This window comes from Flavobacterium sp. LS1R10 (genome assembly GCF_003968825.1).
In the GTDB taxonomy this organism is placed as follows: Bacteria; Bacteroidota; Bacteroidia; order Flavobacteriales; family Flavobacteriaceae; genus Flavobacterium.
Genome location: NZ_RYDH01000001.1, coordinates 850,938 through 865,294, shown reverse-complemented (window position 1 = coordinate 865,294; position 14,357 = coordinate 850,938). Strand labels below are relative to the sequence as shown.

Below are 14,357 nucleotides of genomic sequence, written 5' to 3'. Positions count from 1 at the left end.
ATATTATTTTTACAAATGTAGCATTTTAAACGAATTCTGCTACATTAGTGCCTTTTTTTAGTTCGATGACCGTTATTTCCGGCATGATTCCTACTCTTCCGGGAAAGGCATGAAAACCAAATCCCCTATTGACATAAACGTATCTTCCCAGGTTTTCATATAAGCCGGCCCATTGTTTGTATACGTATTGCGCCAAACTCCATTTGAAATAACCGGGAATTTCGATTCCAAATTGCATTCCGTGTGTGTGCCCGGAAAGCGTAAGGTGGTAGTGTTTATCATCGTGCTGCACCACGTGCTCCCAATGGGAAGGGTCATGGCTCATCAAAATCTTGAAATCTTCTTTCTTTAACTGCCCCGAAGCCTTATTCAAATCTCCGGCCTGCTTGAAATTATGTCCCCAGTTTTCGACACCTACTAATGCTATTTTGGCATCTCCTTTCTCGATAAACGTATGCTCATTCAGCAATAAATCAAACCCAATTTCTCCGTATAAATTTTTTATTGCCTTAAAATTATCTGCTTTTGCGGCTTCACTTGGCCAGGTTACATATTCTCCGTAATCATGATTCCCCAAAACGGAATATTTGCCATATTCATGTTTCTTAATTCGGTTGAATGTTTCTATCCAAGGATGCATCTCTTTGGCGTGCGTATTGACAATATCTCCAGTAAACAGAATCATATCTGAATTTTGCTCATTTACCAAGTCAATCGCATAATTAATTTTTTCCGGGTCATCAAAGCTTCCACTATGAACATCGGATATTTGAGTAATTTTAAAACCATCAAAAGCATCCGGTAAATCCGGAAAAAAAATACGCTGCCTGATCACTTTGTAATTGTATTTCCCAATCGTGACTCCATATATCAAGGATAAAAACGGAACCGCCGCTAACCCTAATCCTATTTGACTGATAAACTTTCTTCTGGAATTAAGGAAATCAGTACTCTTGTCATAATCCACGAAAAAATTTAAGGCTCCAGCACCTACTCTAAAAATGTCTTCCCCTATTAAAATTAAGGCTAAAATTAATTTTGGAACATAAACAATAAGCAACAATCCCATACTAAACATGAATTGCTGGGTTTGTCCTACGCTACGGTCAAATTGCATTAAAGAATACACGATATATATTAAAACTAATAGGCTTATACCCTGAATTGAAAACAATATTAGTTTTGATTTTATCAAAGTTTTTAAGATCTGAAAAGTATACAGCTCAATAATAAGTAGAATTGAACACAAGAATACGACACGGAAAATCATTTTTAATCAAATTTTACACAAAATAACAAATTAAGAAAATAGTATGCGTTTTTATTAATCTAAATTTAACTAAAATTACATTAAATCAACTTGAAACAGCTTAGCTGAAATAGAAAAACTTAATTTTAAATAAAAAGCAAAACCGTTATCGTACAAATTATTCGTGCTTTATTTAATAAACAAGTTTAACAAATATAAAATCGCTGCACCTAAGCCCCTGTTTCTCCTATTTTATTTTAAAAAACATAGTGAAATTGATTTGAAGAAATATTTCATGCCTTTATCTGACAAGTTTTGTACTTTTGAAAACTTTACAAAAATTACAATTCATGTCACAACAAAAACGCCTGTTTCTTCTTGATGCCTATGCCTTAATCTTCAGAGGCTATTATGCTTTTATAAAAAATCCACGGATCAATTCTAAAGGAATGGATACATCCGCCATTATGGGTTTTATGAATTCATTGATGGATGTTATAAAAAGAGAAAAACCAGATCATTTAGCCGTTGCTTTTGACAATGGTGGCAGCCAGTTGAGAAATGACATCTTCCCGGAATACAAAGCCCATCGTGATGCTACTCCGGAAGCCATAAAAATTGCTATTCCTTATATCCAAGATTTACTGAAAGCCATGCATATTCCTATAATAGAAGTCAAAGGCTATGAGGCTGATGACCTAATTGGGACCATTGCCAAACAAGCCGAAAAACAAAATTATAAAGTTTTTATGGTCACCCCGGATAAGGATTTTGCACAACTTGTTTCTGAAAACATATTTATGTACAAACCTGCCCGAATGGGGAATGGAATAGAGATCTGGGGAATTCCTGAGGTTTTGGCAAAATTTGAAATTGAACGTCCGGATCAGGTAATCGATTTCCTTGGAATGATGGGTGATGCAGCGGATAATATTCCAGGACTTCCCGGGGTAGGCGAAGTCACTGCAAAGAAGTTTCTAAAAGAATTTGGAACCATGGAAAATCTTTTAGCTAATACGGATAAGCTGAAAGGAAAAATGAAAGAGAACATTGAGGCGAACAAGGAAAAAGGATTATTATCTAAAACCTTAGCCACAATTTTACTGGATTGTCCCGTTATTTTTGATGAAACGGACTATGAATTATCCACTCCTGATGTCGAAAAAACAGACGCACTGTTCAACGAGTTAGAATTCCGCCGAATGGCAGAGCAGTTTGACGCTATATTCAAAAAAGGAGCGACTGCGACAGCCAATAACCCGGTTGATGAAACTAAATTATATAAAAAACCACAACCTAAAACTGAAGAACAGTTTGATCTTTTTGGAAGTGCCATTCAGGAAGATTCATCAGAAGAAACACGCCATCAATATTATAGTTCACTAGCAAATACAGAACATTCGTATCAGATAATCCAAGGGGATTTAGGGCTGAAGTTGCTGTTGCAAAATTTACAAAAACAAGCTTCAGTATGTTTTGACACCGAAACAACTGGTCTAGATGCTTTGCATGCCAAATTAGTGGGGATTTCGTTTTCTTTCGAAAAAGGAAAAGGATTCTATGTTCCTTTTCCGGAAAATCAAGAGGAAGCACAAGTTTTAATCGAGAAATTTATTCCTTTTTTCGAAAATGAAAACATCGAGAAAATTGGTCAGAATTTAAAATACGATTTAAAGATACTCTCTAATTACAAGGTTACCGTAAAAGGAAAACTATTCGATACCATGATTGCACATTATCTAATCAATCCGGATATGCGTCATAATATGGATATTTTGGCAGAAACATATTTAAAATATTCCCCGCAATCTATTGAAACTTTAATTGGAAAAAAAGGGAAAAACCAGAAATCAATGCGCGACGTTGAACTGGAAGAAATCAAAGAATATGCGGTTGAAGACGCTGATGTAACTTTGCAACTCAAGGAAATATTCACTTTAGAATTAGACAAAACCGGCACCAAAAAACTTTTTGAGGAAATCGAAATTCCATTGGTACCTGTTTTGGCCGCTATGGAAAAAGAAGGAATCCGCGTAGATGTCGATTTCTTGAAATCCCTGTCGAAAACCTTGGATGATGATATAAAGATACTGGAAGCAAATATTTATGAAACTGCCGGTGAAAAATTCAATCTCGCTTCCCCAAAACAACTGGGCGATGTATTATTTGACAAATTGAAAATTGGAGGAGCCAAACAAAAGAAAACCAAAACCGGTCAATACGCAACTGGAGAGGAAATCTTAAGTTATTTAGCCGCTGAAAACCCAATTGTAAAAGACATTCTGGATTGGCGACAATTGATAAAGCTGCAAAACACGTATGTTGATGCTTTACCCAACCAAGTTGACAAAATCACGAACCGCATACACACCGATTATATGCAAACCGTTGCGGCAACAGGACGATTGAGTTCGAATAATCCCAACTTACAAAACATCCCGATTCGAACCGAACGTGGCCGACAAATCCGGAAAGCATTTGTGGCACGAGATGAAAATTACACATTGGTTTCTGCAGATTATTCCCAAATAGAATTGCGGGTAATTGCTGCATTAAGCGGTGAAGAAAACATGATCAAAGCCTTTCAGAATCACGAAGACATTCACAAATCTACTGCTTCAAAAGTCTTTAATGTTCCGCTGGAAGAAGTGACTCGCGAGCAACGAAGTCATGCCAAAACGGTCAATTTCGGAATTATATATGGTGTTTCGGCTTTTGGATTGAGCAATCAAACTAACTTATCTCGTAAAGAGAGTGCTGATTTGATTGAAGCGTATTACCAAACCTATCCAAGATTAAAGTCTTATATTCAGGAACAAATAGATTTTGCAAGAGAGAACGGCTATGTGCAAACCATCCTGGGCCGTCGTCGTTATTTGAAAGATATCAATTCACAAAACGCCATTGTTCGTGGTGGAGCAGAACGAAATGCGGTAAACGCACCAATTCAAGGCAGTGCTGCTGATATCATCAAAATTGCAATGATTAATATTCACGGAAAACTAACCTCTGAAAATTGGAAAAGTAAAATGTTGCTACAGGTTCATGATGAGCTTGTGTTTGATGTGCATAATGACGAACTCGAAAAAATCAAACCGATGATTAAACATGAAATGGAACATGCGTTTAAACTTGATGTACCTTTGGATGTAGATTTAGGAATGGGGAAAGATTGGCTGGAAGCGCATTAATAACTGCTTGAAATATCCCAGAAAGATTGCATCTAAATAGTACAATTAGCGCTTTATTGCGGCAGTATTTCACTATTTCATTCCTGATAAAACGAACAAAAACAACTTATGAAAATAGCAAGATGACTAGATTTTTTTTGTTTTAAAAAGAAAAGGGGGAACAGTAGAAATCGAGAGCCAGCTCTAAAAAGCGAATTTAATTTTTTTTAATTCGCTTATTAACAAGCCAGTTACCTTTTTTATAATTGCCATCTATTGATTCTCAATTATATAAATACTATCTTTGCGCAAATTAAGGAATATTATGAATAATAAGCAAGGCAACAATAAAGGAAGTGGTGCTAGAACAAATAGTTCAAGACCAAGTTCTAACAAGCCAAAACCTGCGATGCAAAAACGGGCACAAGGGCCAAAAAAAGTTAAAATAAATACTAAAGTTGTAGCTGTCGATACGGATAAAGTAGAAAAAAAACCAAATCAAGCTCCTAAAAGACCAAAGGTAAAAGACGAAATCCGTTTGAATAAATACATCGCCAATTCTGGGGCATGCTCGCGTCGTGATGCGGATATTTACATTCAATCCGGAACTGTAAAAGTAAATGGAATTCCCGTTATCGAAATGGGATATATGGTAAAACCGGGAGACGTAGTAAATTTTGACGGCGCCACTTTGACACCGGAGAAAAAAGTATACATCTTATTGAACAAACCAAAAAACTTTACTACTGCGATGGACGAAGGTCAGGAATATCGTAATGTACTGGAACTGGTAAAAGGCTCTACAACAGCAAAAATTGGCGCTATTGGGAGAATGGACAAGAATACAACTGGTTTACTATTGTTTACGAATGATACGGATATGATTCGTAAATTTACGTTACCAAGTCAAAAATCATCTAAAATCTACCAAGTTTCATTAGATAAAAACTTGAAATTTGAGGATTTAGAAAAAATAAACAAAGGACTGACTCTTGATGGACACCGTGTTTTTGTGGAAGATGTAAGCTACATTGACGGAGAAGCGAAAAGTGAAATTGGATTACAGTTGAGATCCGCTAACGTGAAAGTGGTTCGTAATATTTTTGAACATTTCAGTTATGATGTGTTGCGTATTGACAGAGTTGCTTTTGCTGGTTTGACTAAAAAGAATTTACCAAGAGGAAACTGGAGATTGCTTACGGAACAAGAAATCATCAATTTGAAGAACGTTTAATATTTCTTTGAAATTATAAAATTAAATCCCTTTTGCGTAGCAAAACGGGATTTTTTTAATTAAAAATGCAAATTAAAATTAGTATGATGCCAGAAAAATTACAATCTATAGCTTTTAAATGGTTTGAAACTTTCAACAATAAAGAATTAGAAAAACTATTGTCTTTGTATGATGACGATGCTGTGCATTTTAGTCCAAAACTAAAAATATTCAAACCCGAAAGCAACGGTTTTGTCACCGGCAAAGAAGCCTTGCGAGAATGGTGGAAAGATACTTTTGAACGTTTGCCGAGTTTGAATTACAATGTAAAATCGCTTACCGCAAATGGTGACCGCGTTTTTATGGAATACATACGAACGGTAGCCGGTGAAGAAGATTTACTGGTAGCAGAAGTATTAGATATCAGAGAAGGTAAAATAATTGCTTCCAGAGTGTATCACGGATAAGCCTTTTTTGAAGGACAATAAAAAACCCTACAACACATTATTTGTATTGTAGGGTTTTTGCTTTAGAACAAAATTATTTTATCCTTTTATCTTTTTAAATACTTCTTCTTTTTTGTCCAAACCACGTTTTCTCAACAGCGGTTCAATACTTGGCTCCGCACCGCGGAAACGTTTGTACAAAACCATCGGATCTTCTGTCCCTCCTTTTTCCAAAACATTCTCACGGAATAATTTGGCTTTTTCAGGATTGAACAAAGTAGTTGTTTTGAACGCTTCAAAAGCATCCGTATCTAAAACTCCTGACCATATATAACTGTAATATCCAGAAGAATATCCTCCAGAGAATATATGACTGAAATACGTACTTCGGTATCTTGGAATAATAGATGCAATCAAACCAATTTTTGTCATTGCTGCTTTTTCGAAAGCGTTTGCATCAACGGTAATGTTTTTGGTTTGAGAATGGTATTCTAAATCCAATAAAGAAGCTGCTAGATATTCTGTTGTAGTAAAACCTTGGTCAAAAGTCCCTGCTTTTTTTAATTTATTCACCAATGTTTCTGGAATCACTTCCCCAGTTTTATAATGCTTTGCATACATTTTTAAGACCTCTGGTTCAGCTGCCCAATTCTCCATAATTTGAGAAGGAAGTTCTACAAAATCTCTTGGAACACTTGTTCCTGCTAAACTTTTATAGGTCACATTAGACAGCATTCCGTGTAAAGAATGTCCAAACTCGTGAAAGAAAGTCGTAACCTCATCAAATGTCAAAAGTGCTGGGGCATTCGCTGATGGTTTAGTAAAATTACAAACAATAGAAACTACTGGAGCCACGCGTTTTCCGTCAACCGTTTTTTGAGTTCTGTATGAGGTCATCCATGCACCGCCTCGTTTGGATTCACGCGGATGAAAGTCCATGTATAAAACACCCAAATGGGTTCCGTCTTTCTCAGTCACTTCCCAAACTGTAACATCTTCATGGTATTTTGGAACATCCGTCAATACTTTAAACTGAAGCCCGTATAGCTTTTCGGTTACTTGAAAAACGCCTTTTCTAACATTTTCTAAACTGAAATACGGCTTTAATTCTTCTTCGTCTAAATCAAAACGTTCTTTTCTAATTTTCTCCGTGTAATACCTCCAGTCATACGGCTGTACGGCACCTTTAATTCCTTCTTTAGCCATCATTTTCTGAATATCGGCAGCTTCCGTTTTAGCAATTTCCAAAGCTGGTTTCCACAAATCATTCAATAGCTTATTCACATTTTCGGGAGTTTTAGCCATTGATTCTTCCAAGACATAATTGGAATGTGATTTATACCCTAATAATCGTGCTTTTTGCCCACGAAGATTTGCTAATGCTATTGCATTCTTTTTATTGTCAAATTCATTATCTTGATTACCTCTAGTCTGGTAGGCATTCCAAATTTGCTTGCGCAATTCTCGATTAGAACTGTATTGCAGAAATGGCATCACACTGGAATTAGAAAGGGTAAAAACCCATTTTCCTTCTTTGCCTTTTGCTTTGGCATCAACAGCTGCAGCATCAATTAATCCTTGTGGCAATCCGGACAAATCTTTTTTGGCATCAACAACCAACTCGTATGAATTAGTCTCCGCCAAAATATTCTGTCCATACTTTAAACTGGTCAGCGAAAGATCTCCGTTTATTTTACGCAATATTTCCTTGTCAGCATTTGATAAATTGGCTCCACTACGAACGAAATCTTTGTACGCATTATCCAAAATTTTAGCCTGTTCTAAATTCAGTCCCAAAGTTTCTTTTTTGTCCCAAAGCGTTTTTACTTTTGCGAATAATTTCTCGTTCAGGTAAATATTATCTCTGTGCGCGGAAAGATTTGGTGCCATTTCTTTGGCAATATTCTGAATCTCTTTATTGGTATTCGCCGAATTCAGATTAGAAAAAACCGTATTCACATTCGATAATAATTCCCCTGCATTTTCCATGGCAAGAATAGTATTCTCAAAAGTAGCGGGTTGCGTATTATTTGCAACAGCATTAACCTCCGCTTGATGGGTACTAATTCCCTCTAAAATCGCGGGCTTAAAATGTTCGTTTTTAATTTTATCGAAAGGCGGCACATTAAACGGCGTGTCGTAAGCCTGAAAAAATGGATTCATACTAGTGTTTTCTTGTTTTTCTTGTGCTTCAATTGTTAGCATATTTCCGATAACTAACAAAATAAAAAAGGATTTTTTTCTCATTTAGGTGTGATTAATTAAAAAAGTAAATTTAGCAGAAATCTACTAAAAACAAACTGTACGATGGCGCGTTAACTAAATTTTATGACAAATAAAGATGTTTTTACAAACGAAAAACTATTCTTACATTTGAATTTGAAAAAAAAACAATAAATTAGCTCAATCTATTACCAAATATAATTATGAAAAAAATAACCACTCTTTTACTTTCCGTAACCACTTCATTATTGCTACTTAATTGTAAATCGGAAGAAAAAAAACAAGACTTTAGCAGTCTGACAGAAAATTATTTTGACGACAAAAATGCTATGAATCCTCTGGATGCGACCCAAAGTGGTCAAAACCAATACAACGACCAACTGCAGTTTGAAATGACGGACAGTTTTAGAAAATCACAAGAAGCTTTCTTTGACAAATACCAAACTGCCTTAAAAGGATTTGCTATTGAAGACTTATCCGAAGAGGAAAAAAACAGTTACGAAATCATCAAATGGGAAGTTGAAATCGGGAAAGATTTATTAAAACAACCGACAAATTTGCTGCCGGTACATCAATTTTGGGGAACACATCTAACCATGGGACAATTTGCGGGAGGAACCGGTGCACAACCATTTAAGACAGAACAAGATTATACCAATTTCCTAAAAAGAATGGACAAATATGCTGCCTGGATCGATTCAGCAATGGTGTATATGAAAAAAGGAATGGCAAAAGGGGTTGTTTTACCAAAATCATTAACGGTAAAACTGATTCCACAATTTGCAGAAATGGCTACACCTAAAATCGAAGACAATTTGTTTTATTCTTCTATAATACTCCTGCCTACTACTTTTCCTGACAGAATCAAAAACGAGTTAACCGCAAAATATACCGCAACCATCAACAACAAATTGATTCCGCAATACAAGAAAATGGCCGATTTCCTGAATAAAGAATATCTTCCTGCTTCCAGAGCTACCAGCGGAATAGGAAGTTTGCCTTTTGGAAAAGAGTTATATGCCACGTATGTAAAACAATGGACCACTACTGATATGACTCCCGAACAAATTCACGAACTGGGATTAAAAGAAGTCGCACGATTGAACTCCGAAATGGAAAAGGTAAAAACGCAAGTAGGTTTCAAGGGCACTTTATTAGAATTCTTTGAGGTGGTTAGAAACAAAAAAGAATTAAAACCATTTACAAAACCAGAAGAGGTTATAGCCAATTTTCAAAGCATTTATACCCGTATCAAACCGAATGTAGATAAATTATTCGCACTCCAACCCAAGACGAAGTTTGAAATCAGAAGAACAGAAGCCTTTAGAGAAAAAACGGCTAGCGCCGAGTACAATCAAGGAACTGCTGATGGTTCTCGCCCAGGCATTTTCTATGTTCCGATACCTGATGTAGCGAATTATAATATGTACGGCGATGAAGATTTGTTTTTGCATGAAGCCGTTCCTGGACACCATTTCCAAATATCCTTGCAGCAGGAAAACGAAAATCTTCCTGACTTCAGAAAATTCAATTGGTTTGGCGCTTATGGCGAGGGTTGGGCTTTATACACGGAAAGCCTAGGAAAAGAACTGGGATTGTATCAAGATCCGTATCAATATTTTGGGATGCTGGGCAATGAAATGCACCGCGCAGTGCGATTAGTAGTTGACACTGGACTGCACTCCAAAGGCTGGACTAGAGCGCAAGCCATCCAATATTCATTAGCAAATGAGGCCGAAAGTGAAGCTAGTATTATTCCAGAAATAGAGCGGTATATGGCCATCCCCGGACAGGCTTTATCCTATAAAATTGGTCAGTTGAAGATTCTAGAATTGCGTAAAAAAGCCGAAACAAAAATGGGTGCTAAATTCGATATTAAAAAATTCCATGAAAAAGTATTGGAATCCGGTGTAATGCCTTTAGCGATATTAGAAAATAAAATTAATGCTTGGATACCTAAATCTAACTAAAATGAAAAAAATAACCGTTAACGTCTTATTCCTGTTCTGCATTGTTTTAAATAGCTATTCTCAAGGATATCTTGATAAAATTGACCCATACTCAACTGGTGTATTATATCGAAGCACTGATTTAAACAATCCTGTTTTAGCAAAAACAGAAGGCACGCAGTACCTCAATAAAGACTTTCAATTAGCGGAAGTTTCTGATGTTCCAAAAAAATTAATGGTGCGATACAATGCCGTCACAGACACTCTAGAGATTCAAAGTGAGGGTGACCAATTCTTTTCGCTCACAAAAAAAGCTCCATATAATACCATCACTATGGTTTCTAACCAAAATAAATTAAAACTTTTAAATTACACAAATAAAGAAGGCGACGTTTATGGGTACCTATCTGAATTACATGGTACAAGCTATCTCGCCTTGTACCGAAGAGATAAAATTATACTCCAAAAAGCAACAGAGGCCAGAACAAGCTATCAGCAAGCTAAACCCGCAAAATTTGTTAAAACAAATGCAGAGTATTATCTAAGTTTAGAAAATAAAATAGCAAGACCAATGCCAAAGAACAAGAAAGAGCTTCAAGACTTGTTCCCAATGAAAAAAGAGAAAATTGCAGTTTACTTAAAAAAGAATACCTTTTCTTTGAAAGAGGAAAAGAGTATTATTGAAATTGCAAAATTTCTTTCTGCTTTATAGAAACTTCACTAAAAAACATAGAAATCCGGAGATATACCTGATGACTCGGATATGTGAGCGCAACGATAGTGGACTTGCTAACTTTCCTCTCTAACCCCGGGGTAAAGCCTCGAGGAATTCAACTGATTGAAGAATTTGATTATGGGCACGAGCGGGACGCTCGCGCTCAATGTCATTAAGTTAAGAGTTTATTGTTTTTAATGGCAAAAGCAATCAAGTTTTCTATCGCTTCGCCATTTCTGAAAGGCGTCAGTAAATCTGTTTCGGAGTTAGAGAACAGACAGTATTTTAGTTGCCCATTGGCCGTAAGGCGAATTCTGTTGCAACTGTAACAAAAAGGATTGGCTATCGAACTTATAATTTCAAAACTTCCCAAATAGTTTCGTGTTTTGAATTCTCTGGCAGTGAAGTTTTTATCGTCTTCTAATTTCTCTACATCGGATTGCCGGAAATGATGTAACACCTGATCCAGAATCTCCTTTTGAGCAACCATTTTGCTCTTGTCCCACTCATTTCCTCCAAAAGGCATGAATTCTATAAACCGAATCGAAATCGGTCAATCTTATTTTGTCAACACCATTATTGACGAATATTTGGGCGATTGCTTGAATTTCGTCAGTCGTCATCAGGCTCGCTTTTGGAGGTACTACAATTCCATCGACCGGCATGCAATAGGTGCAACGCAAATTGTATTTCTCAATTAGAGAAATACGTAAATAGTGGTGTTTACATCCAAAATCATTCGATAAAACAGCCTTATTTGATATCATGATTATTGCCTTTCAAAATATGAAAAACATGCAGCACATGAGGAAATATCGCATCCATAGATTCCTTTGCGCCATTGGTTGAACCTGGCAAAGCCAATACCAACGAATTCCCTAAAGTTCCCGCGACTGTTCTGGAAAGCATGGAATACGGCATGCGTTGTTGCCCATAACTGCGTATGGCTTCCTCGATTCCCGGAATTCGGGTTTCTAATAAAGGTTCCAGTGCTTGCGGGGTAACATCTCTTGGCGAAAGCCCGGTTCCTCCTGTAAAAATGATTAATTGATTTTCTTTGGCAAAAGCTTTAGTCCGCTCCTGAATCACATCAATTTCATCCGGTATGATTTCGTAATGCGTCGTTTCTACACCGCTAATTTCCAATTTTTCAACGATTATTTTTCCGGAACGATCTTGTTTATCTCCCGCAAAAATAGAATCGGAACAAACGAAAACCGCCGCTTTAATTGCGGATGGAAATCTATTTTTGAAAGACGATTTTCCGCCTTCCTTACTGATTAATTTAATGGTTGAAATCTCGATATTTTTGTCAATTGGTTTCAGCATGTCATACATCGTAAGCGCCACAATCGAAGCACCGTGCATCGCCTCTACCTCAACTCCGGTTTTGTAAACCGTTTTCACGTTGAAAATAATATCAATGCGTAATTCGTTAATTTCATATTCCACCGATGTAAATTCAATTGGAATAGGATGACAATCCGGAATGGATAAATGCGTGTTTTTCACGGCAAATAAACCAGCCGTTTTAGCCATTTCCAGTACGTTTCCTTTGGGAACCAGATTATTTATAACGGCGTCAATTGTGGCTTGAAGACTCACAATTACTGTGGCCTTTGCGGTTGCTGTACGAAGCGTACTTATTTTATGTGTGATATCAACCATTTTTTTTTAAATGTTTAAAGTTTCAGGTTAAATCTGATAACGACTAATTATAGAAACTACGAACTACTTTTTAATTATTTTTGTACTTTAAAATGTTTAAGACAATCATTAAAGACAATCGCTATCGACAACGGACTTTATGACTTTCGCCTTTAAGACCTTCGACTCGGTTACTTTATGATATTTATACTACAACCTATTTTTATTCCCCGTAAAAGTACTGTTTTCAACTATTTCTTTATCAGAAACAGGTATATCTTCTACTTTCTTCTCTTGAAAATAAGCCGTTAGTTTTGAAGCATTTCGCACTACTTCTCCAATGACAATAATTGCAGGTGACGAAAGTTGGTGTTCTTGAACCAATTTCACAATAGAATTGATGGTTCCCACCACTTTTTTCTCCGTGTCTTTTGTTCCGTTCTGAATGATGGCAACCGGTAAATCATCGGCTCTGTTGTTTTGATAAATCGAAATAATTTCGTCTAATTTATTCATTCCCATCAAAATAACCACCGTTGCCGCGGATTGCGATGCCAAAGCCACATCTTTAGATAATTTATGATTCGAAGTAGTTCCGGTGATTACCCAAAAACTTTCGGCAATTTTTCGCTGTGTCAAACTGATTCCGTTAGACGCCGGGACACCTAAAGCCGATGAAATTCCGGGAACAATTGCGGTTTCCAAATCAAATTTTTCAGCATATTCAATCTCTTCGCTTCCTCTTCCAAAAACAAATGGATCGCCACCTTTCAACCGGACGACATGACCAAAACGTTTTGCCATCGATACAATCAACTCATTAATTTGATCTTGACTGTAGGCGTGACAACCAACACGTTTCCCCACAAAAATAATTTCGGCATTCGACGCATATTGCAACAATTCCTCATTTACAAGGGCGTCATACAAAACAACAGCGGCACTTTCTAATGCTTTGATCGCTTTCAAAGTAATTAACTCTACATCTCCGGGACCTGCCCCTACGATTGTCAATTTTGGTGTATTGGAATTTTTCATTTTAACTGGGATAAATTGGTATTCAATTCGTTCAACTCGGCAACAGCATTTATATTTTTAAACACCTGTCTTTTTTCATTCGGAATCGGAATCAATTGGCGTTGTACAGTTGCAATAAAGCGCATCATTTTTAACTCATTTTCATCAATTGCCTTTTATAAAACTGGCAGTATTCGTTTCGAATAGATTCCTATCAAAGGATGCATCCGATTTGCCTCTTCAAAAGCAGTTTTTTATTTATGATAAATAAATTAGATTTATACAAAAAGACAAAAATTATATTAAAATCCTAGTCGTTTTATCGTTTTAGTTAAAAAATAAAAATAATTCAAGATACAGTCAATATGTGATTATTAAGCAAAAAACCTATTGTATCGTCGTTTATTAAGATAATTAACTGAATATAAAACAGAATAATATAAAAATATATGTTATTTTTTACATAATTCGTTTTTTGGATAATTGCAAATTTACTATAGTTATGCAAAATTTATATACACACGAACCTTTTCTTCTTTAAAAAAAATAGTTACACAGAGCTTAAGCTCTGTAAGCAATACAAAAAAAAGAAAGATACTAATAAATTTTATTTGAGAAATATTTATAAAACAACCACTGCATTTCCCTTATTACTCTTTTTTAATACAACAAAAGCATTCCTAATTTAAGAAATCGTATTGATTTTAAAACAAGGCAAGAATCGTGTT

Annotated in this window: 12 protein-coding genes; 5 read left to right on the top strand and 7 right to left on the bottom strand. The window is 36.0% G+C overall.

Annotated elements, in window-relative coordinates; genetic code table 11:
- Window positions 1-25: 25 nt before the first annotated feature.
- Window positions 26-1,270, bottom strand: coding sequence for a metallophosphoesterase (locus EKL96_RS03815; protein WP_126458395.1), 1,245 nt, complete (start codon window positions 1,268-1,270; stop codon window positions 26-28).
- Window positions 1,271-1,599: 329 nt separating this feature from the next.
- On the opposite strand from EKL96_RS03815, the gene polA reads away from it, so the two are divergent.
- From polA to EKL96_RS03800, 3 genes are all read left to right on the top strand, one after another.
- Window positions 1,600-4,440 (top strand): DNA polymerase I, encoded by a 2,841-nt coding sequence (polA, locus tag EKL96_RS03810; protein WP_126458392.1) that lies wholly within the window; start codon window positions 1,600-1,602, stop codon window positions 4,438-4,440.
- A gap of 304 nt (window positions 4,441-4,744) precedes the next feature.
- A complete protein-coding gene (locus tag EKL96_RS03805) occupies window positions 4,745-5,653 on the top strand; it encodes a pseudouridine synthase (protein ID WP_126458390.1) in 909 nt (302 codons plus the stop codon).
- A 65-nt stretch (window positions 5,654-5,718) separates the two neighbouring features.
- Window positions 5,719-6,099, top strand: coding sequence for a nuclear transport factor 2 family protein (locus EKL96_RS03800; RefSeq protein WP_231507426.1), 381 nt, complete (start codon window positions 5,719-5,721; stop codon window positions 6,097-6,099).
- Between the two features lie 78 nt (window positions 6,100-6,177).
- On the opposite strand, the gene EKL96_RS03795 is transcribed toward EKL96_RS03800, so the two are convergent.
- Window positions 6,178-8,325: a M3 family metallopeptidase gene (locus EKL96_RS03795; protein ID WP_126458387.1), complete on the bottom strand. Its 2,148-nt coding sequence runs from the start codon at window positions 8,323-8,325 to the stop codon at window positions 6,178-6,180.
- 179 nt (window positions 8,326-8,504) lie between these two features.
- On the opposite strand from EKL96_RS03795, the gene EKL96_RS03790 reads away from it, so the two are divergent.
- Both EKL96_RS03790 and EKL96_RS03785 read left to right on the top strand, forming a co-directional pair.
- Window positions 8,505-10,271, top strand: coding sequence for a DUF885 domain-containing protein (locus EKL96_RS03790; RefSeq protein ID WP_126458385.1), 1,767 nt, complete (start codon window positions 8,505-8,507; stop codon window positions 10,269-10,271).
- A 1-nt stretch (window position 10,272) separates the two neighbouring features.
- Window positions 10,273-10,962: a hypothetical protein gene (locus tag EKL96_RS03785; RefSeq protein WP_126458382.1), complete on the top strand. Its 690-nt coding sequence runs from the start codon at window positions 10,273-10,275 to the stop codon at window positions 10,960-10,962.
- 175 nt (window positions 10,963-11,137) lie between these two features.
- Here the strand turns inward: EKL96_RS03785 and EKL96_RS14405 are convergent, their stop codons facing one another.
- The 5 genes from EKL96_RS14405 to EKL96_RS14555 form a co-directional block, all read right to left on the bottom strand.
- Window positions 11,138-11,491 carry a hypothetical protein gene (locus tag EKL96_RS14405; RefSeq protein ID WP_233579255.1) on the bottom strand — a complete coding sequence of 118 codons (354 nt, stop codon included), beginning with the start codon at window positions 11,489-11,491 and terminating at the stop codon, window positions 11,138-11,140.
- Window positions 11,472-11,732, bottom strand: coding sequence for a hypothetical protein (locus EKL96_RS14400; RefSeq protein ID WP_233579254.1), 261 nt, complete (start codon window positions 11,730-11,732; stop codon window positions 11,472-11,474). Before EKL96_RS14400 ends, EKL96_RS14405 begins: the two co-directional genes overlap by 20 nt.
- Window positions 11,719-12,633, bottom strand: coding sequence for a bifunctional molybdenum cofactor biosynthesis protein MoaC/MoaB (gene moaCB / locus EKL96_RS03775; protein ID WP_126458380.1), 915 nt, complete (start codon window positions 12,631-12,633; stop codon window positions 11,719-11,721). The genes EKL96_RS14400 and moaCB overlap by 14 nt, the downstream gene beginning before the upstream one ends.
- A 189-nt stretch (window positions 12,634-12,822) precedes the next feature.
- The gene (gene cobA, locus EKL96_RS03770) at window positions 12,823-13,650 is read right to left on the bottom strand and encodes a uroporphyrinogen-III C-methyltransferase (RefSeq protein ID WP_126458377.1); all 828 of its coding nucleotides are present in this window, start codon (window positions 13,648-13,650) and stop codon (window positions 12,823-12,825) included.
- Window positions 13,647-13,778 (bottom strand): hypothetical protein, encoded by a 132-nt coding sequence (locus tag EKL96_RS14555; RefSeq protein ID WP_255416219.1) that lies wholly within the window; start codon window positions 13,776-13,778, stop codon window positions 13,647-13,649. The genes cobA and EKL96_RS14555 overlap by 4 nt, the downstream gene beginning before the upstream one ends.
- Window positions 13,779-14,357: the final 579 nt, after the last annotated feature.

What these genes read in the sequence shown, in the direction of transcription:
- EKL96_RS03815 (WP_126458395.1), bottom strand. Translation starts at nt 1,270, where the DNA reads ATGATTTTCCGTGTCGTATTCTTGTGTTCAATTCTACTTATTATTGAG.
- polA (WP_126458392.1), top strand. Translation starts at nt 1,600, where the DNA reads ATGTCACAACAAAAACGCCTGTTTCTTCTTGATGCCTATGCCTTAATC.
- EKL96_RS03805 (WP_126458390.1), top strand. Translation starts at nt 4,745, where the DNA reads ATGAATAATAAGCAAGGCAACAATAAAGGAAGTGGTGCTAGAACAAAT.
- EKL96_RS03800 (WP_231507426.1), top strand. Translation starts at nt 5,719, where the DNA reads ATGCAAATTAAAATTAGTATGATGCCAGAAAAATTACAATCTATAGCT.
- EKL96_RS03795 (WP_126458387.1), bottom strand. Translation starts at nt 8,325, where the DNA reads ATGAGAAAAAAATCCTTTTTTATTTTGTTAGTTATCGGAAATATGCTA.
- EKL96_RS03790 (WP_126458385.1), top strand. Translation starts at nt 8,505, where the DNA reads ATGAAAAAAATAACCACTCTTTTACTTTCCGTAACCACTTCATTATTG.
- EKL96_RS03785 (WP_126458382.1), top strand. Translation starts at nt 10,273, where the DNA reads ATGAAAAAAATAACCGTTAACGTCTTATTCCTGTTCTGCATTGTTTTA.
- EKL96_RS14405 (WP_233579255.1), bottom strand. Translation starts at nt 11,491, where the DNA reads ATGCCTTTTGGAGGAAATGAGTGGGACAAGAGCAAAATGGTTGCTCAA.
- EKL96_RS14400 (WP_233579254.1), bottom strand. Translation starts at nt 11,732, where the DNA reads ATGATATCAAATAAGGCTGTTTTATCGAATGATTTTGGATGTAAACAC.
- moaCB (WP_126458380.1), bottom strand. Translation starts at nt 12,633, where the DNA reads ATGGTTGATATCACACATAAAATAAGTACGCTTCGTACAGCAACCGCA.
- cobA (WP_126458377.1), bottom strand. Translation starts at nt 13,650, where the DNA reads ATGAAAAATTCCAATACACCAAAATTGACAATCGTAGGGGCAGGTCCC.
- EKL96_RS14555 (WP_255416219.1), bottom strand. Translation starts at nt 13,778, where the DNA reads ATGATGCGCTTTATTGCAACTGTACAACGCCAATTGATTCCGATTCCG.